General features: G+C 60.1%; 20 protein-coding genes. 12 read left to right on the forward strand and 8 right to left on the reverse strand.

Going from position 1 to position 19,589, the window contains the following annotated elements; all coding sequences use genetic code 11:
- Nucleotides 1-8: 8 nt before the first annotated feature.
- The 7 genes from BFP99_RS27110 to BFP99_RS27140 all read left to right on the forward strand — a co-directional run bounded on the left by BFP99_RS27110 (nucleotide 9) and on the right by BFP99_RS27140 (nucleotide 6,025).
- Nucleotides 9-1,004, forward strand: coding sequence for a FecR family protein (locus tag BFP99_RS27110; protein ID WP_065948658.1), 996 nt, complete (start codon nucleotides 9-11; stop codon nucleotides 1,002-1,004).
- A gap of 326 nt (nucleotides 1,005-1,330) precedes the next feature.
- A complete protein-coding gene (locus BFP99_RS27115) occupies nucleotides 1,331-1,780 on the forward strand; it encodes a hypothetical protein (RefSeq protein ID WP_065948659.1) in 450 nt (149 codons plus the stop codon).
- Complete coding sequence (locus BFP99_RS27120; protein ID WP_027606446.1) at nucleotides 1,780-2,331, forward strand: hypothetical protein; 552 nt, start codon at nucleotides 1,780-1,782, stop codon at nucleotides 2,329-2,331. The genes BFP99_RS27115 and BFP99_RS27120 overlap by 1 nt, the downstream gene beginning before the upstream one ends.
- A gap of 66 nt (nucleotides 2,332-2,397) precedes the next feature.
- Nucleotides 2,398-3,144 carry a hypothetical protein gene (locus BFP99_RS27125; RefSeq protein WP_027606447.1) on the forward strand — a complete coding sequence of 249 codons (747 nt, stop codon included), beginning with the start codon at nucleotides 2,398-2,400 and terminating at the stop codon, nucleotides 3,142-3,144.
- 61 nt (nucleotides 3,145-3,205) lie between these two features.
- A complete protein-coding gene (locus BFP99_RS27130; RefSeq protein WP_065927976.1) occupies nucleotides 3,206-3,886 on the forward strand; it encodes a C39 family peptidase in 681 nt (226 codons plus the stop codon).
- A gap of 38 nt (nucleotides 3,887-3,924) precedes the next feature.
- On the forward strand, nucleotides 3,925-4,668 hold the full coding sequence (locus BFP99_RS27135) for a hypothetical protein (protein WP_027606449.1): 744 nt from the start codon (nucleotides 3,925-3,927) through the stop codon (nucleotides 4,666-4,668).
- 49 nt (nucleotides 4,669-4,717) lie between these two features.
- A complete protein-coding gene (locus BFP99_RS27140) occupies nucleotides 4,718-6,025 on the forward strand; it encodes a hypothetical protein (protein ID WP_065948660.1) in 1,308 nt (435 codons plus the stop codon).
- Nucleotides 6,026-6,106: 81 nt separating this feature from the next.
- Here the strand turns inward: BFP99_RS27140 and BFP99_RS27145 are convergent, their stop codons facing one another.
- A complete protein-coding gene (locus BFP99_RS27145; RefSeq protein WP_027606451.1) occupies nucleotides 6,107-7,429 on the reverse strand; it encodes a sigma-54 dependent transcriptional regulator in 1,323 nt (440 codons plus the stop codon).
- A 344-nt stretch (nucleotides 7,430-7,773) separates the two neighbouring features.
- Here BFP99_RS27145 and BFP99_RS27150 point away from each other — a divergent pair, with 344 nt between their 5' ends.
- Complete coding sequence (locus BFP99_RS27150; protein WP_065927887.1) at nucleotides 7,774-8,034, forward strand: hypothetical protein; 261 nt, start codon at nucleotides 7,774-7,776, stop codon at nucleotides 8,032-8,034.
- A gap of 65 nt (nucleotides 8,035-8,099) precedes the next feature.
- Here the strand turns inward: BFP99_RS27150 and BFP99_RS27155 are convergent, their stop codons facing one another.
- Genes BFP99_RS27155 through gnd form a run of 3 tightly spaced genes read right to left on the reverse strand, consistent with a single transcriptional unit; the run spans nucleotide 8,100 to nucleotide 11,469 of the window.
- Complete coding sequence (locus tag BFP99_RS27155; protein ID WP_065927888.1) at nucleotides 8,100-8,924, reverse strand: Cof-type HAD-IIB family hydrolase; 825 nt, start codon at nucleotides 8,922-8,924, stop codon at nucleotides 8,100-8,102.
- Nucleotides 8,921-10,444, reverse strand: coding sequence for a glucose-6-phosphate dehydrogenase (gene zwf / locus BFP99_RS27160; RefSeq protein WP_065948661.1), 1,524 nt, complete (start codon nucleotides 10,442-10,444; stop codon nucleotides 8,921-8,923). The genes BFP99_RS27155 and zwf overlap by 4 nt, the downstream gene beginning before the upstream one ends.
- A complete protein-coding gene (gnd, locus tag BFP99_RS27165; protein ID WP_223841635.1) occupies nucleotides 10,441-11,469 on the reverse strand; it encodes a phosphogluconate dehydrogenase (NAD(+)-dependent, decarboxylating) in 1,029 nt (342 codons plus the stop codon). Before gnd ends, zwf begins: the two co-directional genes overlap by 4 nt.
- Nucleotides 11,470-11,695: 226 nt before the next feature.
- On the opposite strand from gnd, the gene BFP99_RS33375 reads away from it, so the two are divergent.
- The 4 genes from BFP99_RS33375 (at nucleotide 11,696) to BFP99_RS27180 (ending at nucleotide 16,487) form a co-directional block, all read left to right on the forward strand.
- The gene (locus tag BFP99_RS33375; RefSeq protein WP_256097793.1) at nucleotides 11,696-11,875 is read left to right on the forward strand and encodes a DUF6026 family protein; all 180 of its coding nucleotides are present in this window, start codon (nucleotides 11,696-11,698) and stop codon (nucleotides 11,873-11,875) included.
- Nucleotides 11,876-12,035: 160 nt separating this feature from the next.
- Complete coding sequence (locus BFP99_RS27170; protein ID WP_065948662.1) at nucleotides 12,036-13,793, forward strand: phosphoethanolamine transferase CptA; 1,758 nt, start codon at nucleotides 12,036-12,038, stop codon at nucleotides 13,791-13,793.
- Between the two features lie 114 nt (nucleotides 13,794-13,907).
- Nucleotides 13,908-16,133, forward strand: coding sequence for a TonB-dependent siderophore receptor (locus BFP99_RS27175; RefSeq protein ID WP_065927891.1), 2,226 nt, complete (start codon nucleotides 13,908-13,910; stop codon nucleotides 16,131-16,133).
- Nucleotides 16,134-16,277: 144 nt separating this feature from the next.
- Nucleotides 16,278-16,487 (forward strand): hypothetical protein, encoded by a 210-nt coding sequence (locus BFP99_RS27180; protein ID WP_065927892.1) that lies wholly within the window; start codon nucleotides 16,278-16,280, stop codon nucleotides 16,485-16,487.
- A 102-nt stretch (nucleotides 16,488-16,589) separates the two neighbouring features.
- Here the strand turns inward: BFP99_RS27180 and BFP99_RS27185 are convergent, their stop codons facing one another.
- The 4 genes from BFP99_RS27185 to BFP99_RS27200 all read right to left on the reverse strand — a co-directional run bounded on the left by BFP99_RS27185 (nucleotide 16,590) and on the right by BFP99_RS27200 (nucleotide 19,477).
- A complete protein-coding gene (locus BFP99_RS27185; protein ID WP_027606459.1) occupies nucleotides 16,590-17,081 on the reverse strand; it encodes a GNAT family N-acetyltransferase in 492 nt (163 codons plus the stop codon).
- 173 nt (nucleotides 17,082-17,254) lie between these two features.
- A complete protein-coding gene (gene zapE, locus BFP99_RS27190; protein WP_065948663.1) occupies nucleotides 17,255-18,358 on the reverse strand; it encodes a cell division protein ZapE in 1,104 nt (367 codons plus the stop codon).
- Between the two features lie 15 nt (nucleotides 18,359-18,373).
- On the reverse strand, nucleotides 18,374-18,709 hold the full coding sequence (locus BFP99_RS27195; RefSeq protein WP_065927894.1) for a nuclear transport factor 2 family protein: 336 nt from the start codon (nucleotides 18,707-18,709) through the stop codon (nucleotides 18,374-18,376).
- Nucleotides 18,710-18,760: 51 nt separating this feature from the next.
- Entirely contained in the window at nucleotides 18,761-19,477 is a 717-nt protein-coding gene (locus BFP99_RS27200; RefSeq protein ID WP_065927895.1) for a helix-turn-helix transcriptional regulator, read from the reverse strand.
- Between the last annotated feature and the right edge of the window lie 112 nt (nucleotides 19,478-19,589).

The following is a 19,589-nucleotide window of genomic DNA, read 5'->3' on the forward strand; positions in this document are numbered from 1 at the left end:
ATGAGTTAATGAGCGAAAAGTCCATTTCAGAAGCCGAATATGACGCCATCACCGACGCCGCCGCGCATTGGTGCATGCGCCTGCACGCCAGTGATTGCACAGCGGATGAACGTCAGGCTTTTGCGCAATGGCATGACTCCCATCCGCTGCACGCCTTTGAATACGCGGCCATGCTGGAAATCTGGGACGTCGCCGACCACCTGCCGCGCCACGAGATCCCGTCGGTGGTGGTGCCGTTCAAGCAGCGCAGCCGGCTGCGCACCTATGCAGTAGCGGCCGCGATCTGCCTGGTCGCCTTGCCCCTGGCCGCTTTCACTGGCTGGGAAGCCGGCTGGCTGCCGAGTTCCTATGAGCGTTTCCAGGCCGCCAACGGCTTGCGCCAAGTCATTCTGGGCGACGGCAGCCAGGTGGAACTCAACCTGGGCACCGAGCTGGTCTACAGCAACTACAAGGATCAGCGCCGCGTCACGTTGAACAAGGGTGAGGCGTTCTTCAAGGTCAGCCATGACAGCGCGCATCCGTTTATCGTGCACGCAGGCGAAGGCCAGGTGCGCGTCACGGGCACCCAGTTCAACGTCTGGAAGTATGAAGACCAGGTGCGGGTGATGTTGCTCGAAGGCTCGGTGCAGATTGCCAGCGACTCGTTACACGGCAGCGTGCCCCTGACGCCGGGCATGCAGGCCAGCTACCAACAGGGCGATGCAACGCCGCGTATACAGGCAATCACCGCCAATGACAGCGCCCTGGCCTGGCGCCAGGGCAAGCTGGTGCTCGACAACCTGGCGCTGGTGGATGCGTTGCCGTTGATCAACCGCTACCTGAACAGACCGGTGATGCTGGCAGACGCCAACACCGGGACGATTCGCATCGGTGGCATCTACAACATCACCGAGGTCAATAACCTCATCCCCTCCTTGCCCAAGGTCTTGCCGGTCTATCTGACCCAGAACCAGGATGGCAACCCCGTACTCAATTCCATCCCGCGTAAATCCCCCAAAGGCTGAGCCTGCACCCCGGCCGGGGCATCGTTGCGCCTGAAGTGTCCATTTTTGAAACACTCGACTCCCCTGGACCGCCCGTGTGGTGCGGATTCATCGTTTTGTCATAGGCAGTGTTACAGCGCTGATACAGCTTGGTGAATCGTTTGTGGTACGCCGCTGTGTGTATGCCTTGGAGGCAGGTGTCTCAGCGCTGAAACAGCACTGACATCACTTCGCCCACAAACAAATCCAAGCCATTGAATAACAACGGCAAATAAAAAGCGGCACGGCTTCTGCTCTATCCCTTGCAGCGCTGTTTAGGGTCAGCGCGACGAATAAGGAATGCCGCCGTGGCCACACTCACTCAAGGTTCGATGAACGTGCTGCTGATCAGCTGTGTACTCAGCGTCGGCATCAGTGTTCCCAGCTTTGCAGAGGATGGCGTGATCGTGACAGGGCGCAACGTACAGGCTCATATGTACGGCCGCGCCGCCTTCGGTAAAGACCCCTACCCCACCACCGCCAACGCCAACCCCAGCCGGGACATCATCGGTGCCACTGGCGAACTCAGTGATATGGATATCGGCGGCATCAGCAGCGGCTCAAGCATTGTCCGCGCAGTTCAGACCAACGGCACCTTGACCGGCCTGCACGCCACGCAAAACAGCATGTCCACCTTGGGGGCCGGCTCTGCCGCCGGCCACGGTGCGGGCAGCAGCATGGGCGGGCAGATCAGCGACTCGGTCCAGCGCGGCATGGCGCCGTTGAATAACATCGGCAACATGCTGGGGGGCAAGTGATGAATCGTTCCCTGCTCGTTCTCGCCCTGTTGGCCAGCGCCCCGGCATTTGCCGACGACACGGCGGTGATCCATAACAGCGGCCAACAATACCAGGGTGTCGTGTCGATCAACCAGGCGGCCGGCAACCAGCAGCAAATGTCCAACAGCCGCGCCATCGCGCTCGGTGGCCAGGCCACCAACGTCAACATCCAGCGCCTCGACGGCAGTGTCGACCCGTCCCTGAACGCCAGGGCGGCGATCCAGGGCAGCTCATTTACCAACGGCAACGGTGTACTGGGCATCAACCAGTCCGCCGGGGCCAATAACCAATCCATCAATGCCGTGCGGATCAGCATCAACCCTGGCCCGCAAAGCATCGATGACAGCGTCCTGTTGCAACAGAACACCACGACGCTGGCAACCGACTCAGGGCTCACCCCCACCACTGGCAGCCGCCTTGTCGTTACGAGCGACCAGGCCTTCACAGGCAGCCGAGGAGTGATTCAGGTGAACCAGAGTGCCGGGGTGGGGAACCGAGTGGCTAACACCCTGGGCATCACTATCAAGTAAACGCTTGGTAGCACTGTTAGACCGTACCAACACTTAACCAACTAATTAGAAGCAAGGAGAAACACCATGAAACCTCAAATGGCTCTGAAACCACTGGTTTTCGCACTGGCCGCACTCATGGCTGCTGCTGCTCAAGCAGGTGGCGGCTGGCACCCTGCACCTCAACCCACCGGTGTGGTTGCCTCTGTCGTGACCGATGTGCAAAACAGCGTGGGCAACAAGTTCGATGACACCAAAACCGAAAACAACGCCTCTGCCGACGGCTCGGTAACCAGCAACAGCGGTAACACCGGGGTCAACGTACAGGCGGGCAGTGGTAACCAGGCCGACAACTCCGGCGCCATCTCCAGTGCCAAAGGTGACTTTGCAACGGTATTCGCTGTCGTCGATGTCAATCAAAACAGCGGGCTCAACAACTTCGTCAACAAAGGCACCCAGAACAACGCCTCGTTGGATAACTCGGCTAACGGGAACTCCGGCAACCTGGGTTACAACGGCCAGGCCGGTCAAGGCAACCAGGGTAAAAACAACCTGGCAATCACCACCGCTGATGGCAAAAACATCGCAGCGGCCGCCAACACCGAGCAAAACTCGCTCGCCAACAGCTACCTGAACACTGCCGCTACCAGCTACGGGTATGGCCATGGCAGCAAAGCCCAATACGTGTCCAACAACTCCAGCCTCGACAACTCGGTTAACCGCAACTCCGGCAACGTGGGTGTGAACCTGCAATCCGGCTCGGGCAACCAAGGCAGCAACAGCCTGTCGATCGGTCAAGGTTGCAGCGTCTGCGCCAGCGGCGTGCGCTTCTGATCCAACGGGGCCTTGGCAACAAGGCCCTTTTTTATTCCAGTGTCCAGCAGGTCACATGATCATGCGCCTCGCGACCCTCACCCTCCTGATGCTGCTCACCGGCCCGACCTGGGCAGGCACCATGGCGATCTCCGCCCTGCCTGGCGGTGCAGTGATCTACAAGAAGGTCGAGAGTATTCGTGAACGCCGGTTCGCCAACCTGGTGGAACAGAAAACCGATTTCAGCTGCGGTGCTGCGGCACTCGCTACCATTCTGCGCCAGGGTTATTGGCTGGATGTAGACGAAGATCACGTCATCAAAGGCATGCTGGTCAATTCCGACCAGGACCTGGTGCGTACCCAGGGCTTTTCCATGCTGGACATGAAGCGCTACCTCGAAAGCATCGGCATGCGTGCCCGGGGCTACAAAATCGCGCCAGAAACACTGGTCACCGTAAAGATCCCCGTGGTGGTCCTGCTGGAAATTCGTGGCTACAAGCACTTCGTGGTGATGCAGCGGGCCGACAAGGACTGGGTCTATATCGGCGACCCGGTACTGGGCCATAAGCGCTATTCCCATGATGACTTCGTCAAGGGCTGGAACGGCATCGTGTTCGCCGTGCTGGGTGAAGGTTACGACAAGGCCAACGCCCTGCTCGACCCGCCCACGCCACTGACCGCCAAGAACCAGTTGAATGAGTTCAGGCCCGTAGGCGATGCCGAGCTGATGGATTTCGGTTTTATCCAGAGCGACTTCTTCTAAGAAGCGCAATAAGGGGCAGGACGCTCCAGGAGCAAAAGATGAACACTTCCCGTTGGCTGACGGTCTTGTGTCTGGCAGCCTCAATGCCCGCTTATGCTTCGTCGGGGTTCAAACCCATCGAGCTCAAGGATTCGGAAATGGCCGACCTGCGCGGTCGTTACGTGATGCCGGGGCGGATCATCAGCTTCGGCATTGTCATGAGCAGCACCTGGACCAACGCCGTGGGTGACACCATCACCGGCAAGGCCAGCATGCAGATCGATTCGTCGACCATCACCCCGCAATTCTACGTACAAACCACCGGCTCGACCGGCAACGGCACGAACCCGAACACCGGCACCGGCACGGTAACCGGCGGCGCCGGCCTGGGCAGCGGCCAGGGTGTGACACAAAGCGTGCGTACCGCCGGCGATGGCAACACCGCCTATAACAATGTGGGCATCACCGTCGAGAACGGTTTTGCGCCCTCCAACATCGTGCAATCGGGGCAAGTGCTGGTCGCCGGCGGTACGGTGACCGGTGACAGCGCAGCAGGCCGCGTGAGCGTGTCGGCCAACAACGGTGGCTTGCAGATGGCGATCCAGGCCAACCACAACCAGGGCAACAGCCTGCAGCAGATCGGTGGTGGGAATGTGCTGCAAGGCACGGTTCTGACTGGCAACACTAACTTCGTCAACAACATGACCCAACTCAACGTAGTGATGAACAACAACGGTTTGAACAACGGCGCATTGAACTGCAATCTGGATCAACTCAAAGCCCTACGCACGCTCGGTTATTGAACTACGCTGACCGTCGACACTTACGCATTAGAAAAGGACGGCTTATTTCATGCATCGATCGTTATCGCTCCGTGCTGTGATCTGTTTAAGTACGCTCTTGCCCGCATCCGTTCTGTATGCAGCGCCAGATAGCGACATCGAAACCCTCAAACAGGAACTCCTGGAACTCAAGCAGCGGTACGAAGTGCAGCAAAAAGCGCTGGCCGTGCTGGAGCAGCGCGTGCGTCAGGTCGAAGACCAACCGGCCACACCGGCCCCCAAACGTCTGGCCAAGTCCCCGGCAGACTTTCAAAAAGCCAACGGCACCACCGTCGCGGGCACGGGTGCCGCAGCTGCATCCGGTGGCGCTGGAGGGGGTGGTGGCAGTTCCTACGGCCAGTCCCTCAAGGACGACTCCGCCCCGGCGCAAAGTGTCAGCAACCTTTATAACGAAGCCAGCGGCTTTTTCGGCAATGGCAAGTTCAGCTTCGAAACCGGCGTCACCTATGCCCGTTACGACGCCCGTCAGTTGACCCTCAACGGGTTCCTGGCGCTGGACTCGATTTTCCTCGGCAATATCAACCTGGACCGCATCAAGTCCGATAACTGGACCCTGGACCTGACCGGGCGCTACAACGTCGATAACCGTTGGCAGTTCGATGTGAACGTGCCGGTGGTGTACCGCGAGTCGACCTACCAGTCTGCCGGTGCCGGCAACAACGGCACCGCGACGTCGGAACAATCGGTGACCCGCGACCCGACCATTGGCGACGTCAACTTCGGCGTGGCCTACAAGTTCCTCGACGAAACCCCTAACCTGCCGGATGCGGTGGTATCGGTGCGGGTCAAGGCGCCCACAGGTAAAGAACCGTTTGGTATCAAGCTGATCAACACCCCCGGCAACGACAACCTGTTCGTGCCGGAAAGCCTTCCCACCGGCAACGGGGTCTGGTCCATCACGCCGGGCATTTCCCTGGTCAAGACCTTCGACCCAGCCGTGTTGTTTGGCTCGCTGTCCTACACCCATAACTTCGAAGAATCGTTCAGCGACATCAGCAGCGACGTCAACCAGAAGGTCGGCGGCAAGGTCAGCCTGGGCGACAGCTTCCAGTTCGGGGTCGGCGTGGCCTTTGCCCTCAACGAGAAGATGAGTATGTCGTTCTCGGTGTCCGACCTGGTGCAGCGCAAGAGCAGGCTCAAGCCCAACGGCGGCGACTGGCAATCGGTGGTGTCCAGCGATGCCAACGCCGGCTATTTCAACGTGGGCATGACCATTGCGGCATCGGATAACCTGACCATCGTGCCGAACCTGGCGATTGGCATGACGGATGATGCGCCGGACTTTACGTTCAGCCTGAAATTCCCGTATTACTTCTAACCCGACCGCTACAGAATCCGGTGCACAAGGAAAAGCCCCGCAACGATAAGGGTCGTTGCGGGGCTTTTCGGTTTACCCGCCCTAGCGGATCTGGTGTTTGTGCAGCAACCGGTAGAACGTCGGCCGGGAAATCCCCAGCACACGGGCCGCGACACTCAGGTTGTCGCTGTGCCGGTTGAGCACATCGCACAGCGCCTGGCGTTCAGCACGGTGCTTATAGTCTTCCAGTGTAGCCATGGGTGGCGAAATTGCCTGTTCGCCCAGCAATCCCAGATCGGCGGCTTCGATCTGGCGCCCTTCGGCGAGTACCAGGCCGCGGCGCACGCGGTTGGCCAGTTCGCGCACATTGCCCGGCCACGGGTGTTGCCCCATGGCCACCAGGGCGTCATCGCTGAAGCTGCGGGGGCGGCGGCCGGTTTCCTGGCTGTAGAAGCGTGAAAAGTGGTTGGCCAGCATCGCCACATCACCATGGCGCTCGCGCAAGGGCGCGGTGACCACCTGCAGCACATTGAGCCGGTAGTACAAGTCTTCGCGGAAAGCACCCTTGGCGACGGCCGCTTCAAGGTCGACGTGGGTGGCCGCCAACACCCGCACGTCCACCGGAATCGGCTGGCTGCCGCCGACCCGCTCGACCTGCTTTTCCTGGAGAAAGCGCAGCAGGTTGGCTTGCAGTTCCATGGGCAAATCGCCGATTTCATCGAGGAACAGGGTGCCGCCATGGGCCGCTTCGATGCGCCCGACCTTGCGTTGATGGGCACCGGTAAACGCGCCCTTCTCATGGCCGAACAGTTCGGATTGGATCAGGTGTTCGGGAATGGCGCCGCAGTTGATCGCGACAAAGGGCCTGGCATGGCGCTGGGATTGGCGGTGCAGGGTCTTGGCCACCAGCTCCTTGCCGGTGCCGCTGTCGCCACGGATCAGTACCGGGGACTCCGTGGGCGCCAGCTTGGACAATAATTTGCGTAACTCACGAATGGGGCGGCTTTCCCCCAGCAACTCGTGCCCTTCATCTACCGGGGTGTGACCCTTGCCACGCAGGCGCGCCATGCCAAACGCGCGGCCCAGGGTCACCTGCACCCGCGCCACGTCGAATGGCAGGGTATGGAAGTCGAAAAACCACTCGCAGACGAAGTCCCCCACATTTTGCAGGCGCAGCACATCCTGGCTGAGTACGGCGATCCACTCGGTGCCACTGCGGCTGATCAGTTCCTTGACCGCTTCGGGCCGCTCCAGATGATAGGGCTGCAGGCGCAATAGGCCGACATCGCATGAGCGCTCTCCTACCGATTCCAATGTGCAGCTGTCGACATCCCACCCGGCCGTACGCAAACCGGGTAGCAACCCGTGGCAGTCGTCACAGGGGTCAACCACGAGCAAACGACGTTGGACGAGGGGCACACCCATGACTGATCCTTGGCGTCAAAAATCACTAAAGTTATTTAGAAACAACAGTTTGTAATGGTTGCCGATAACCCTAGCAAGATCTTGACAGCGTGCTTGTATCGTTTCGCTATAAGTGCGGACAAAAAGCCACTACTCGTGTTTGCAGGTCAAAAAGTTGCGTCTTCGCAAAACTTTCAATCAGCTTTCAAAACAGCCGCTTACATGACGTCCATCAGGAAAAGTTGAAATTTGTTGCTCTAACATGTGACCCGTACCCCGTCATCGCGCATCAGTACAAGTAACCCGCCGCACGGTCAGCCCAACCGCCGGTACTCACTTGAATGGGCATTTAGAGAGAGACCCACATGAACGCCCCGCTCCGCATCAACGAAGCTCTTTTGATCGCAGACCGTGCTTTCCAGCCCTTTCAATGCGTGGCCTGGCACGATGGCAATGGCGCCCTGAGCCTGAGTGTCATCGACCGCACCAATAACCGTATCGGCAGCAAACAGCTGTCGTCGAACACCTATAGCGACCCGGCGCAATTGGAAGACTTGCTGTTGCGGGCCCGCGCCGAACTCGACAAAGATGGCTACCAGTTGCAGTCCTGGGCCATGCCGAAGTAAATCGCGGCTAACTTGCGATCACTGCAAAACAGTGATCGCAAGTTGCACAATCGAACTTAAGACGCTTATCGCGCCGCGAGAATAAACCGTTCGATTGCTTCCGCAGCGCCCTCCTCGACATTACTGCCGGTGACCACGCTGGCCTGGCGCTTGACGGCTTCTTCCGCCTGCCCCATGGCAATCGACAACCCCGCCACCTGAAACATCGCCGGGTCATTGCCCCCATCCCCGATGGCCGCCGTCTGCTCCAGCGGCACCCCAAGGTGCGCCGCCAGGGTCTTCAACGCCTCGCCCTTGTTGGCCAGCATGGCCGTCACATCCAAATAAATCGGCTGCGAACGCGATACCTGGGCCAAGCCCTGGACCTTGGGCTGCAATTGCGCTTCCAACGTCACCAGTAATTGGGTGTCGTTGCTCGCGGCGACGATCTTGTCGATACGCTCCAGGTAGGGTTCGAAACTTTCCACCACCACCGGCCCATACCCCAGGCCATGGGCTTCGCGCGGTTCCACCGGCCCTGGCGGACCACGGCGCAGCCAGTCGCCGTCGGCAAACACCCAGACTTCCACATCCGGCTCGGCCGAGAACAGCGCCAAGGTCACCAGCGCCGCCTCCGCTGGCAAATGGTGGGCAACCAGGATGCTGCCATCCGGGTTGATCAAGGTGCCACCGTTGAAGCCCGCCACCGGCACATCGATCCCGAATGTCTCGATCAGGTGCAGCATGGCCTTGGGCGGTCGCCCGCTGGCCAGGCTGAAAAACACCCCGGCCTCGCGCAGGGCGCTCACCGCGTCGACGGTGCGCTGGCTCAGGCGATGATCCGGATGCAGCAAGGTGCCGTCCACGTCGCTGAGGATAAAACGGATGGGATGAATCGCTGCGTCACTCATCCGAGCGAGTGCCAGGTGCGGCCATCGCGCGCCAGCAACCCATCAGCCGCTGCGGGCCCGTCTTCACCGGCCTTATAGGTCTGGATCCCGTCGTCCTCCTTCCATGCATCGAGGAACGGTTGCACTGCTCGCCAGCCGTTTTCGATGTTGTCGGCGCGCTGGAACAAGGTCTGGTCGCCGGTCATGCAGTCGTAGATCAGGGTTTCATACCCGGTCGACGGTTGCATCTCGAAGAAGTCCTTGTAGGCAAAACCCAGCTGGATGTTGGCCATATCGAGGGTGGGCCCGGGCTTTTTCGCCAGCAGGTCGAACCACATGCCTTCATTGGGCTGGATCTGGATCTTCAAGTAGGTGGGCTTGACCTCGTCCACCTCGGTGTCACGGAATTGCGCATAGGGCGCCGGCTTGAAGCAGATCACGATCTCGGTGTCGCGCACGCTCATGCGCTTGCCGGTACGCAGGTAGAACGGCACGCCGACCCAGCGCCAGTTATCGATCATCACCTTGAGGGCGACGAAGGTCTCGGTGCTGCTGTCGGGAGCGACGTTGGCTTCTTCGCGGTAGCCGGGCAGTTGCTTGCCGGCGATTTCGCCCGCGGTGTATTGCCCGCGCACCGAGTTGGCCCGCGCGTCTTCCAGGGACCACGGGCGTACCGCGCCGATGACCTTGGCCTTTTCACCGCGCACCGCATCGGCACCAAAGGCGGCCGGGGGCTCCATGGCCACCATCGCCAGCAGCTGGAACAGGTGGTTGGGCACCATGTCGCGCAGGGTGCCGGTTTTTTCGAAGAAATTGCCTCGCGTCTCCACGCCGACGGTTTCGGCGGCGGTGATTTGCACGTGGTCGATATAGTGGTTGTTCCAGAACGCTTCGAACAGCACGTTGGAGAAACGGCTGATGAGGATGTTCTGCACCGTCTCTTTGCCCAGGTAATGGTCGATGCGATAGATCTGCTTCTCGCTCATCACCTTGAGCAGGCTGGCGTTCAACGCTTCGGCGGTGGCCAGGTCGGAGCCGAAGGGCTTCTCGATCACCACGCGCCGGAAACTGTCATCGGTTTCCGTCAGCAGGCCCGCACTGCCCAGGCGCTGCACCACCTCACTGAAGAAGCGTGGTGCGGTGGCCAAATAGAACACCGCGTTGCCGGTGCCGCTGGCAGCGATCTTCTTGCCGATGTCGGCGTAGGTGCTGTCATCGAGGAAATCGCCCTCGACGTAGCTGATGCCTTTGGCCAGTTGCGCCCACAATGCCGGATCGAGGGCGTTATCCCCATTGCCCTTGACCTTACTCGCGGCCTCGGTGCGGATAAAGTCCTCGAGTTTCTTGGCGAAGTCGGCATCACTGATCGCGTTGTGATCAACGCCAACGATGCGCAAGCCATCGCCCAGCAAGCCATCACGACTGAGGTTGTACAGCGCCGGCATCAGCAGGCGCTTGACCAGGTCGCCATGGGCGCCAAACAGAAACAGGGTGGTGGGTGGAGCAGGTTCGGCCTTGAGTTTCTTGCCGTTGGCGGTCATTTTTTGGAAGTCTCCACGTGGCCGCCAAAGCCAAAGCGCATGGCAGACAGCATCTTGTCACCGTAGGTGCTCTGCTGGCGCGAGCGGAACCGCGCGAACAACGACGTGGACAGTACCGGCACCGGCACGGCTTGTTCCATGGCGGCTTCGATGGTCCAGCGGCCTTCGCCGCTGTCGGCCACGGAACCGGAGTAACCGTCCAGCTTGGGGTCGGTGGCCAGGGCGTCGGCAGTCAGGTCCAGCAACCAGGACGAGACCACGCTGCCACGGCGCCAGACTTCGGCGATATCGGCAACGTTGAGGTCGAAGCGCTGGTCTTCGGGCAGGTTTTCCGAGTTCTTGGTCTTGAGGATGTCAAAACCTTCGGCAAACGCCTGCATCATCCCGTACTCGATGCCGTTGTGGATCATCTTGACGAAATGCCCGGAACCCGCCGGGCCGGCGTGGATGTAGCCCTGCTCGGCACGCTTGTCAGCCGACGCAGAACGGTCCTTGGTGCGCGGGATGTTGCCCAGGCCCGGTGCCAGGCTGGCGAAGATCGGGTCGAGGCGCTGCACAGTCTCGGTGTCGCCGCCGATCATCATGCAGTAGCCACGCTCCAGGCCCCAGACCCCGCCGGAGGTACCGACATCGACATAGTGCAGGCCCTTTTGCGCCAGGGCCTTGCCGCGACGCACGTCATCCTTATAGTTGGTGTTGCCGCCGTCGATGATCACGTCACCGTCTTCCAGCAGCTCACTGAGTTCATTGATGGTGTTTTCGGTGGGGTCGCCTGCCGGCAACATCACCCAGACGGCACGGGGTTTCTGCAGCCCGGCCACCAGGGCCTTCAGGTCGGCAACGCCGGTGGCGCCCTCTTCGCTCAAACCTTTGACAAATGCTTCGTTACGGTCGTAAACAACGGTGGTATGCCCATTGAGCATCAGGCGCCGTGCAATATTCCCGCCCATGCGGCCTAGTCCGATAATCCCCAGTTGCATGTGCTGATGCTCCCAACTACTGAATAAATGTGTGACATAGTTTATAGCGCAATGAGGCTAATGAGGGTTAGTCCAGGGCAGATCCGTGTAGTTTCATGGGAAAAAATTGCCATCGTTTCACCATCACGCCTCCGAAAGTCACACGACCACCAAAAATAAAAAAGTTCCATTGATGGGAAAAAGAATTCAGAATTGCTTCCGACTGTTGCCGAGAACCTCGACTCAAGCGTTCTGGCACACCGCGACACACCGGCTATTTGCGAGGCAAGCAATGAGCACAGCACAGATGACCCGTCCTCCACAGACCCTCTACGTCACACTCCGTCGCGATGAATTGCGCCAGTTGAAAGACGAACGCGATCAGTTGCAGCTTGAGGTCATGCGCCTGCGTGCCCATATCATTCAAGCCCAGCTGGACCAGCCTTCCGGTGCGCAGCCCGCGCTCTGCTGAGCCCGTCATCACTTTGTAAGATAACGGCTACATAAATCTCACAAAGTTTTCACATGCCCTTCCCGATACTCCCGCCCCCAAGGGCCATCCCATGCAAGGGTGGCCTCTGTTGCGTGCAGCCCTGCGCGTCAACTGAAAAATTAACGGGTTGGAGCGCTGGATGGCGATGTTCGAACGCAGCAGCAAGTCTGCGAAAGGCTTTGATTGGGCCGGTCTTGGCTGGCTATTCGTGTTTTTCTGGTACTTCTCCGGCATTACCCAACTGCTGATCCAACTCAGCGGCACTTCCGGCTTCAGTGGTTTTCGCCAAGCCTTCTTCATGAGTGCGATATGGCTCGCACCCCTGCTGGTATTCCCCCGCCGGACGCGCTTGCTTGCTGCCCTGATCGGCGTGGTGCTGTGGGCCTGCTCCATGGCCAGCCTGGGTTATTTCTTCATCTACCAGCAGGAATTTTCCCAAAGCGTCATCTTCATCATGTTCGAGTCGAACATCTCCGAAGCCGGCGAGTACGCCACCCAATACTTCGCCTGGTGGATCGTGCTGGCGTTCATTGCCCACACCGCCGTGGCTATTTTCCTGTGGACCCGGGTACGCCCGGTATACTTGCCGCGCGGCCAGGCCCTGGTGGCGGCAACGGCGATCCTGGTGGCGATCATCGGTTACCCGCTGGTCAAGCAGATAGCCCGCAGCGACACCCTGGACGACGCCATAGACCGCTTCGAGTCGCGCATCGAACCGGCCGTGCCCTGGCAGATGATCGTTGCCTACCGCCGCTACACCGAACAACTGGACAACATGCAAGGCATGCTCGACAGCGCCAGCCAGATCCCCCCCTTGACCAACCTCAAGGACACCATGGCCGGCCAGCCGTCGACCCTGGTGCTGGTGATCGGCGAGTCCACCAACCGTCAACGCATGAGTCTCTACGGCTATCCGCGCAACACCACGCCGGAACTGGACAAGCTGCGCGACCAACTGGCGGTGTTCGATAACGTCATCACCCCGCGCCCCTATACCATCGAAGCCCTGCAACAGGTACTGACGTTCGCCGACGAGGAGAACCCCGATCTCTACCTCAAGACACCGTCGATCGTCAGCGTGATGAAACAGGCCGGGTACAAGACCTACTGGATCACCAACCAGCAGACCATGACCAAGCGCAATACCATGCTCACGACCTTTTCCGAACAGGCCGACGAGCAGGTGTACCTGAACAACAACCGCAACCAGAACGCCCGCCAATACGACGGCGATGTACTGGAACCATTCTCCAAGGCCCTGGCCGACCCGGCCGAGCGCAAGTTCATCGTGGTGCACCTGCTCGGCACCCACATGAGCTACCAGTACCGCTATCCACCGACCTTCGACAAATTCACCGACCGCCAGGGCGTACCTGCCGGGATCAGTGACGATCAACTGCCCACCTACAACAGCTACGACAATGCGGTGCTGTACAACGATTTCGTGGTGTCGAGCCTGATCAAGGACTACGCCAAGACCGATCCCAACGGCTTTTTGCTGTACCTGTCGGACCATGGCGAAGACGTATTCGATTCCGCCGGCCACGCCACCCTGGGGCGTAACGAAGGCAAGCCGACGGCGCCGATGTACACCATTCCGTTCATGGCCTATGCCTCGCCGAAATGGCGCGAAACCCACGACTGGAAGTTTGCCGGCGACTTGCAACGCCCTTACAGCAGCTCGCAATTGATCCACACCTGGGCCGACCTCGCCGGGCTGAGTTTCAACGAACTGGACCGCAGCAAGAGCGTCGTGAGCGACAGCTTCACGCCGCGCCCGCTGATGATCGGCAACCCCTACATGCGCCCGCAAAAGGCCTTGATTGACTTCAGCCTGATCAAGCCCAAGAAGGTTAATCCGACCGATGTGGTCCTGCAGGAACCGCCGGCCTTGTAACAGAAAGATAACAATCATTCTCGTTTAGCCCTAAAGTTCCACCGCTCCTTTCGTCTTTGAGCCAAGGCCTTCCCTTTCCGGGGTGGCCGCAAAGACGACAAGGAGTCTTCCGCGATGTTCGCGCCTTTTACCCGCTCCATGACCCTCACGCTCGGCCTGTGCGGCGCCGCCCTAAGCCCGGCCCTGCTGGCTGAAACCGACCCTGAACACACCCCGCTCGAACTCGGCGCGACCAACATCTCCGCCGAAGGCCTGGGCGCCACCACCGAACACACAGGCGCCTACACCACCGGCTCGATGAGCACCGCCACCCGCCTGAACCTGTCGGTCAAGGAAACCCCACAATCGATCTCGGTGATCACTCGCCAGCAGATGGATGATTTCAATCTCAACACGTTGACCGACGTGCTGCGCCAGACCACCGGGATCAACGTCCAGCATAACGACTCCGACCGCGTGTCCTATTCCTCCCGCGGCTACGGCATCACCAACTTCCAGATTGACGGGATGCTCAATACCTTCGGCTACATGAAGTCCGACGCCGATACCATTATCTACGACCACATCGAGGTGGTACGCGGTGCCACGGGCTTGACCACCGGCGCCGGTGACCCCTCGGCCACCATCAATATGGTGCGCAAGCGCCCGACGGCCCAATGGCAGGCAAAAACCGGCGTCAGCGCCGGCAGCCATGACAACTATTACAGCTACGTGGACGTGGGCGGCCCGCTGGCGTTCGACGGCAAGCTGCGCGGGCGTACGGTGCTGGCCTACCGTGACAGCCAATCGTTCCGCGACAACTATGGCCTGCAGCGGGCGGTCGGCTACGGCATCCTGGAAGGCGATCTTTCCGACGATACCGTGCTGGCCGTAGGTTTCGATTACCAGAACAAGCAGGTCCAGGGCACCTCATGGGGCACCGTGCCGTACTGGAACAGCGAGGGCGGCAAGGCCGGGCTGTCGCGCTCCACCAATATGGCGGCGCACTGGAGTTCCTGGCCGCTGACGGACAAGACCACCTTCGCGACGCTCGACCATCGGCTGGGCGGCGACTGGCACGTGAAGGCCGCCTACACCCATCGCCAGAGCGACACGGATGGCAAGGTGTACTACGGCGGTGCGGGGTTCCCCAACGATGACCGCAGCGGCATGACCGCCTGGGCCAGCCACATGCGCGGCACATCGAGAATGGAGGCCGTCGACCTCAACCTCGCCGGCAGCTATGCACTGCTGGGCCGCGAACATGCACTGATGATGGGCTATGGCGAGGCCACGCAGCGGGACGTCTCCCCCGTGATGCGCAGCAACCTACCCGCCGGCTATTACACCATCGAAGACTGGAAATACATGGGCGGGATCGCCAAGTTCGGCGACACCGTCACCGACCTCAAGGGCGAGCACAGCAGCAAGCAACAGAAGGCTGGCTATCTGGCCACGCGACTGAGCCTCACCGACCGCTTGCATGCAGTGCTGGGCAGCCGCTATGGCAGTTGGGAACTGAAAAGCGCGGCCCCCGAATACAACGCCAACGACCAACTGACGGCCACCAACAAGACCTCCCAGACCCACAATGATATGTGGACGCCCTACGCCGGCCTGCTCTACGACCTGACGCCGGAGTACACCGTCTACGCGAGCTATACCGACATTTTCAAACCCCAGAGCCTGCGCGATGCCAACAAGAAGTACCTGGAGCCCGTGGTCGGCAGCAACTACGAGGTGGGCCTCAAGGGCAGCGTGCTGGAGGAGCGCCTGAACCTGGCGGCGGCGTATTTTTGGAGCACCCAGGACAACGTCGCCGAGCGGGACGATTCGGTGCCACCAAACCCCATCACCGGCGAGGAGTACTACAAGTCCGGCGGCAAAGGTAACAAGGTCAACGGCTTCGAATTGGAAGCTGCCGGGGAAATCATGCCCGATTGGAACCTGACGGCCGGCTACACCTACACCCATTCGGTCAACGGCTCGGGTAAACGCAACAACACCGGGCAGCCGCTGAACCTGCTGAAAGTCTCCAGCGCCTACCGGTTGCCGGGGGCGTGGCGCAACCTCACGGTCGGCGGTGCGGTGAACTGGCAGAGCGACATTTACGATTGGAGCAATCGACCTACAGGGGTACGCGTCGGCAACACACCGGTGACCGAACGGGCGAAGATCACACAACAGGCATACACGGTGGTCAACCTGATGTCCCGCTATCAATTCGACGAGCACGTCTCAGCGTCGCTTAACGTCAACAACCTGTTCGATAAAAAGTATTACGAACGCGTCGGTTTTTATAACGGCGTGTATTGGGGCGACCCACGCGCCATTACGCTGGCCGTTGACTGGAAGCTTTAAAGCCGACCATCCGAAGTTAACGATATTGTTAACTTCGGATGTTTCTCGCGTTAATTCCCACTTAATAAGACCGCACCAGAATCGCCCCACGATTCTGATCAAGGACAGAGCAGATAACCGATCACACTTAATGAGTAAACACAGATGAAACTCTCGACCTTGATGCTTGCCAGCCTGATGACCCTGGGCTCCGCCGCCGCGTTTGCCGAAGGCGGCTCGGAGCGCTCGAAGGAGTTCTACAACAACTTCACCTTCACGCAGCAGACGCTTCACGGCACGGTTGAACAAACGGCGTCCGCCGACGGCAAGACACCGAACACCAACACGACCGAACAGGAACAACCCAAGAGTTAAGTTAATCGTTAGTTAATCCGTAACACCCTGGGCCATACCGCTCCGTTGGCAAAGGTTTATTGGGCGCCCTCCGCTGGCGCCCTTTTTTTCGCCGGTTATTTATTAAAGCGGCTTGTTCCAGAACAACATGCGCCCATGGGCGGGATCAAACTTCGCATCATCAAAACCAAACTTGCGATACGCCGACTGGGCGACGGCATTACCTTCCAGCACCTCCAGGGTGATCTTGCAGCAACCACGCTGGCGGGCGATGTCCTCGACCTTCAGCAGCATTTTCTGGCTCAGCCCCAAGCCGCGAAACTCATTCATCACCACCACGTCGTGCACGTTGACCAAGGGGCGGCAGGCAAAGGTGGAAAACCCTTCAAAGCAATTCACCAGCCCCGCCGGCTCACCGCCAACAAACGCCAGCACACTGAACGCATGGGGGCGCTTGGCCAACTCGGCCGGCAGTTGCTCCAGTAGATCAGCGGGCAGGCTATGGCCGCCGCCCATGGGGTCTTCTGCGTAATGGTTAAGCACCTTGGCAATGGCTTCGGCATGTACAGGATTGGTGTAGCTGGCTTGCAGCACCAGGATATCTGGGGTGTCCATTTCCGTCCTCGATCACGACTACAAGGGAACCGGTTCCCTTTGAGGGGCACGATTGTAAGCGTGGAGTCAGCACCAGATGAAGGAGATTAACTACAAATGTGCGCCCGAAAGCGCGAAGGCTTTGGCATTAAAAACCCCCAAAGTGTCCATTCAGGGCTTTTTTCGTACAGGTCTCAGCTGAAGCGCTGCAGCTGCATTTCTTGCAAGCGGCTCAAGGTGCGACGGTAAGGAAACGCCAGGTAACCGTTGGTATACAGGCGCTCCAGCGGCACCTGGGCGTCGATGAACAGCGGCACCTTGCGGTCGTAGCACTCGTCCACCAGGGCGATGAAGCGACGCACACTGTCGTCGTGCACCGACAACTGCGGCAACTCGCGATCACCGGCCACCACGCGCTCGACCCCATCCTCGGTGCCGCGGGCAATCCGGCCTGGGCGCTGTTGCGCACTCAGGTTGGGCACCTCCCCCAGCAGGATCGCCTTGAAGCGGTCGCACAGCAGGATGAAATCCATTGCCGCCAGGGGTTGTTCGCAGAGGTCGGCATAGCGGCACCACAGCACGCTGTCACTGGCCTGCACGCACACGATAGAACGATGGCCGACGGTGACCGGACCACGACTCACCGCCTGGCCTTCGGCCAATTGTGCGAACACGTTCGCCAGCGCATCGGGCTGGTTCACCCAATAGCGCTGCCGGCCCACACCTGGATGCAAGCGATGATCCTCGCCACCGTCGACCGCCACCACGTGCATATGCCGCTCAATCGCCGCAATGCCCGGCAGGAAGCGCTCCCGATTGAAGCCATCGGCATACAGCTGGGCCGGTGGTTGATTGGAGGTGCAGACCATCACCACACCTTCCTCGAACATGACCTGGAACAGCCGGCCGAGGATGATCGCGTCACCGATGTCACTGACGAACAGCTCGTCGAAACACAACACCCGCACCTCCCGGCTCAGCTCCCGCGCCAGGGCCTGCAACGGGTCATGGGTGCCGGTGAGCTGGAACAGACGCTGATGCACCCAGCCCATGAAGTGATGAAAATGCTGACGCCGTGCGGGCACCCGCAGGCTTTGGTAGAACTGATCCATCAACCAGGTCTTGCCGCGGCCCACCGGCCCCCACAGGTAAACGCCAGTCACGGGCGAACGGCCCTGATGCAGGGCTGCATGGCAGGCTTGCAGGGCATCCACCGCCCGGCGCTGGGCGTCGTCGGCAACGAAACCCTGTTGGGTAATGGCGTGTTGGTAAGCAGCGAGGGGCGAGTCGAAAGTCATGCCCGCGATTATGACCTACAGGGAGATGTCCAGCCGTGAAATCTTGCCCTGCGCGTCCAGGCGAAAGGTGTAGCGCAACTCCAGCGGACTGCCGGGAAAATTGCCGGAGACCACATTGCTGACCAGCACCTTGCCGGTACGGTGCTGCACCTTGAGCACCTCGACACGCGGCTGGTAGCGGCGCCCGGTGTCTTCCATCCAGCGTGCAATGGCGGCGGTGCCCACCTGGTGCTGGCCTTCATCGAACACATTGGCATCGTCGGCAAAACACTGGGCAATGACCGAGGTGTCGCGGGTATTGGTCGCCGCGATATAGGCGGCGATGGCGGGGGCCAATTCAGGCTGGGACATGGCAAAGCTCCTTTTCAGGTGGTTGTAGCAGCATGCTAAGCCAGGGGTGTGTCAGTTTTTGTCAGGAGTGAACGGCCCGGATTCATTCTGCTCCATCAGCTTGCGCCAGGCCCGCAGCCAGTCGCTGCGCCGCCCCGGATAACGTTCGCCGACGACCTCGGCACTCGCCACGCGGTCGGTGCGAAAAGTGCGATACGCGCCGCGCAGCTCACACCAGGCCACGATCACCCGCACCTCATTGAGAAACCCCAGGGCCAGGGGCCAGATCAGGCGTTGACTCTGGGTCTGGCTGGCATCCGCGTAGTCGATATGCAACTTGTCCTGATGCCGAATCGCTTCGCGAAATACATCCAGCGGCACGCGGTTTTCCGGGTAGCCAAACCCTGGCGGGCCGGGCAGCAACGTCGGGTTGCGCAAGGCTTCCTGCGCCGCCGGGTCGAGCACATCAGCGATTTTCGCCAAGGCGTTGGCGGCGGCACGGCTGAGCACGTCATCGCCGCGCTGGTCCACATAACGCAAGCCCAGCACGATCGCTTCGGTTTCTTCGGCGTTGAGCATCAAGGGCGGCAAAAACAGGCCGCTGCGCAGCACATACCCTACCCCGGCCTCGCCGAAAATCGGCGCGCCCAGGGCGGTCAACTCGGCAATGTCGCGGTACAGCGTACGCTCGGACACTTCCAATTGCGCCGCCAGCACGGCGGCGGTCACCGGGCGTTTCTTGCCTCGCAGGGCCTGCAACAACGTCAGTAAACGAGTGGTACGCGACACGTTGATCCCACCGAATAAGGAAAAGTGCCGCAGCTTAGCAGAGCCTTCTGCCAGGAAACGTCAGCAGCAAAAAAGCGCTCCTTGAACGAAGCTCCGAGGCAAAAAAAACGGC

Source organism: Pseudomonas sp. 1 R 17, from assembly GCF_900067035.1.
GTDB classification, from domain to species: Bacteria; Pseudomonadota; Gammaproteobacteria; order Pseudomonadales; family Pseudomonadaceae; genus Aquipseudomonas; species Aquipseudomonas marginalis.

Coding starts and splice junctions, on each gene's coding strand:
- BFP99_RS27110 (WP_065948658.1), top strand. CDS start 9: ATGAGCGAAAAGTCCATTTCAGAAGCCGAATATGACGCCATCACCGAC.
- BFP99_RS27120 (WP_027606446.1), top strand. CDS start 1,780: ATGAATCGTTCCCTGCTCGTTCTCGCCCTGTTGGCCAGCGCCCCGGCA.
- BFP99_RS27125 (WP_027606447.1), top strand. CDS start 2,398: ATGAAACCTCAAATGGCTCTGAAACCACTGGTTTTCGCACTGGCCGCA.
- BFP99_RS27130 (WP_065927976.1), top strand. CDS start 3,206: ATGCGCCTCGCGACCCTCACCCTCCTGATGCTGCTCACCGGCCCGACC.
- BFP99_RS27135 (WP_027606449.1), top strand. CDS start 3,925: ATGAACACTTCCCGTTGGCTGACGGTCTTGTGTCTGGCAGCCTCAATG.
- BFP99_RS27140 (WP_065948660.1), top strand. CDS start 4,718: ATGCATCGATCGTTATCGCTCCGTGCTGTGATCTGTTTAAGTACGCTC.
- BFP99_RS27145 (WP_027606451.1), bottom strand. CDS start 7,429: ATGGGTGTGCCCCTCGTCCAACGTCGTTTGCTCGTGGTTGACCCCTGT.
- BFP99_RS27150 (WP_065927887.1), top strand. CDS start 7,774: ATGAACGCCCCGCTCCGCATCAACGAAGCTCTTTTGATCGCAGACCGT.
- BFP99_RS27155 (WP_065927888.1), bottom strand. CDS start 8,924: ATGAGTGACGCAGCGATTCATCCCATCCGTTTTATCCTCAGCGACGTG.
- zwf (WP_065948661.1), bottom strand. CDS start 10,444: ATGACCGCCAACGGCAAGAAACTCAAGGCCGAACCTGCTCCACCCACC.
- BFP99_RS33375 (WP_256097793.1), top strand. CDS start 11,696: ATGAGCACAGCACAGATGACCCGTCCTCCACAGACCCTCTACGTCACA.
- BFP99_RS27170 (WP_065948662.1), top strand. CDS start 12,036: ATGGCGATGTTCGAACGCAGCAGCAAGTCTGCGAAAGGCTTTGATTGG.
- BFP99_RS27175 (WP_065927891.1), top strand. CDS start 13,908: ATGTTCGCGCCTTTTACCCGCTCCATGACCCTCACGCTCGGCCTGTGC.
- BFP99_RS27180 (WP_065927892.1), top strand. CDS start 16,278: ATGAAACTCTCGACCTTGATGCTTGCCAGCCTGATGACCCTGGGCTCC.
- BFP99_RS27185 (WP_027606459.1), bottom strand. CDS start 17,081: ATGGACACCCCAGATATCCTGGTGCTGCAAGCCAGCTACACCAATCCT.
- zapE (WP_065948663.1), bottom strand. CDS start 18,358: ATGACTTTCGACTCGCCCCTCGCTGCTTACCAACACGCCATTACCCAA.
- BFP99_RS27195 (WP_065927894.1), bottom strand. CDS start 18,709: ATGTCCCAGCCTGAATTGGCCCCCGCCATCGCCGCCTATATCGCGGCG.